The organism is Geomonas sp., from assembly GCF_056994735.1.
In genome coordinates, this window is the sequence record NZ_JBXKJL010000169.1 from 1 (window position 1) to 2857 (window position 2857).

The following is a 2857-nucleotide window of genomic DNA, read 5'->3' on the forward strand; positions in this document are numbered from 1 at the left end:
CTACTGGCTCCCACTGTCATAGGCGCCCTGATGAATCCTCTCTTCACCAAAGATCGACGCGGCTTTGCCCAGAAACTGTCTTCTCTTTTTCTTAAAATAATGCTAATGTGCAAAGGCTATAGCGACACCTAATGGATCGCTTGTCAGCTGTGACAGTTGATGGACCGTCTAGCTGCTGAAGACAGGGGAGAGACCGCATGCAGAGCCATCGAAAGGTCGTCGGGTATATCAGCGTCGTCATCTTTGCCGCAATTTCGGCGCTCGCCTGCGGAACGGCCAAGGCCGAGACCGTGGTGCGCATCGGTGGAACGGGCTCGAGTCTCAGCGTGGTAAAGCTCCTTGCCAAGGCCTATACCAGGAGTCACCCCGACATTTCCATCAAGGTCGTCCCCAGCCTTGGCAGTCCCGGGGGTATCGCCGCCTTGACCCACGGGGCGCTGGAACTTGCCATCAGCGCGCGTCCTCTGGAGGAATCAGAGCTTAGGGCCGGTGCCAGGGCGGTCGAGTTCGCCAGGACACCGTTCGTATTCGCCGTCCATAAAGAGGTGCCCAAGAAAGATATAACAACAGATGAGTTGGTCGACATCTACTCAGGCAGGGCCACCAGTTGGTCCAACGGGACGTTTGTCCGTTTGATCCTGAGGCCCATCAATGATACAGACACCGTCATTGTCAGGAGTATTTCCCCGGCACTGGCCCAGGCAGTCCAGGTCGCACACCGGCGACCCGGTATGACCATGGCATCAACCAATGACGAATCAGCCGAAGCCGTCACCAAGGTCCCAGGCGCCCTCGCTGGAACTACCCTGGCAGAAATGATCGCACACAACCGGAGGGTGAAGATCCTCTCGTTCAACGGGGTCAAGCCCTCGCTCCAGACACTTAACGACGGCAAGTATCCCCTGGTGAAAAGGCTGTACCTGGTGACCCCGGCAAAGCCATTGCCGGCCGCGCAACACTTCGCCCGGTTCATGACCTCCCCCCAGGCGAGAGCCATCCTGACCGCAGCAGGGAGTCTTCCTACCTACCAGGGGAAGGGGCGCTAAAATATGACCTCTCAAGGAAGAAGCCCCCGCTTCACTGCCACCCTCACCATCGTGCTCGCTTTCTTTGTCGCCCTCCTCTTCCCTGTCGGCTACTTCGCCATAAGCTACCAGTACGCTATGGGAACTCTCGATGCCGAAGCCGAAATTAACGCGCAGATAGTTGCCGGAGTCATCCAGGGAAATCCCGGATACTGGAGATTCGAGCACGACAGGCTGGAATCCCTCTTGTCAAGGCGCCCCGATGCCGGATCCGCGGAGACCCGCAGGATTCTCGACACAAACGGCGTCGAGATAGCGGCGAGTACCGCGGACCTCGAGGAACCTGTCATACACCGGTCACAGCCCCTGCTGGACGCCGGCAACGTCATCGCCCGGATCGAGATCCGCAGATCCTTGCGGCCGATCCTGAAAGAGACAGGGGTGCTTGCTCTCCTCGGGCTCGGGATCGGGCTCCTCGTTTTCATCCTGCTCCCCTTCAGGGCCATAGGCCGTGTCAACGCAAGACTCCGCGATTCATACAGCTTTCTCAACCGGGTCATGGAGAGTTCCACCAATGCCATTATCGTTCTCAATCCCTGGGGGCGGATAGAGATGATCAACGGGCGCTGCTCCGAGATAACCGGCTATGCCGGCGAAATCCTCATCGGCGGCTCAATCCAGAGGCTCTTTTCCGGTTGTGCCGCGGCGTTGGTCGATCTTGAAGTCGGACGTGTGGCAAGCGGGGAAGCGGAGATGGTCAAATTCGAGACCGACCTGCAGAGGGCGGACGGCACCAGCGTCCCGATTGCCTGCGGGGCGGCTCCGATCTACCAGGATGAGGTGATCGCCAGCATCGTTCTTTCGGTGGAAGACATAATGGAGCGTAAGGAGGCGGTGGAACAGTTAAGGCACGCAAAGGAGTACACGGAGAACCTGATCCAGGCTGCCAGCGTCATCATTGTCGGCCTCGATAACCAGGGTGTGGTCACGCTGCTAAATCGGACCGCCGAAGAGGTCACCGGCTACGGAGCGGAGGAACTGCAGGGTCGGAGCTGGTTCGAAAAGGTCATGGTTGAGGAATGTTTCTTCAACATGTGCACCGCTGCGGCCACCGAGAGCAGCAGAAACCAGTTCGACGCCCCTATCACCGCCAAGTGCGGGGCCTCCCGCATCGTTTCCTGGCGCAACAGTCCGATAATGCAAGGCGGCAAGGCCGTCGGTACTCTCTGCTTCGGCATAGACGTCACCGAACACAGAAAAATCGAGGAACAGTTCAGGCACTCCCAGAAGATGGAATCGATCGGGCAGTTGGCGGGGGGAGTTGCGCATGATTTCAACAACATGCTGAGCGTCATCCTCGGTTATGCTCAACTGTGCGAGCTGGAGGTTCCCGAGGAGAGCGCGCTGCATCAGTACATACTCGAAATCTCCCGGGCAGGCGAGCGGTCGAAAGAGATGGTGCGCCAGCTCCTGGCCTTCTCCCGAAAGGAGATCATCGCCCCCAGGGCCATCAATCTCAATGCCCACTACATCGAAACGGAAAGGACCTTAAGCCGCCTCCTGGGCGAGGACATCAGGCTGACATTCCTACCCTCGACCAGCCTCTGGACCGTGAAGATCGACCCCTACCAGGCCGACCAGATCCTCATCAACCTGGCGGTCAACGCCCGCGACGCCATGCCCGAGGGAGGAAACCTCGTAATCGAGACCGGGAACGTGGTCGTCGACGAGGCCTTCTGCGATTACCGGCTCGATGCCAGGCCCGGCGAGTACACCTGCCTGACGGTGAGCGACACGGGGATCGGCATGGACCGCGACCTCGTGAAGCGCAT

2 protein-coding genes are annotated in these 2857 nt (G+C 59.0%); both read left to right on the forward strand.

Features of this window, described 5'->3' with window-relative positions:
- Nucleotides 1-197 precede the first annotated feature (197 nt).
- Nucleotides 198-1046, forward strand: coding sequence for a substrate-binding domain-containing protein (locus AC11W3_RS07945; RefSeq protein ID WP_484092772.1), 849 nt, complete (start codon nt 198-200; stop codon nt 1044-1046).
- A gap of 3 nt (nt 1047-1049) precedes the next feature.
- Nucleotides 1050-2857, forward strand: a 1808-nt coding sequence (locus tag AC11W3_RS07950; protein WP_484092773.1) for a PAS domain-containing sensor histidine kinase, incomplete at its 3' end; no start/stop codon positions are given.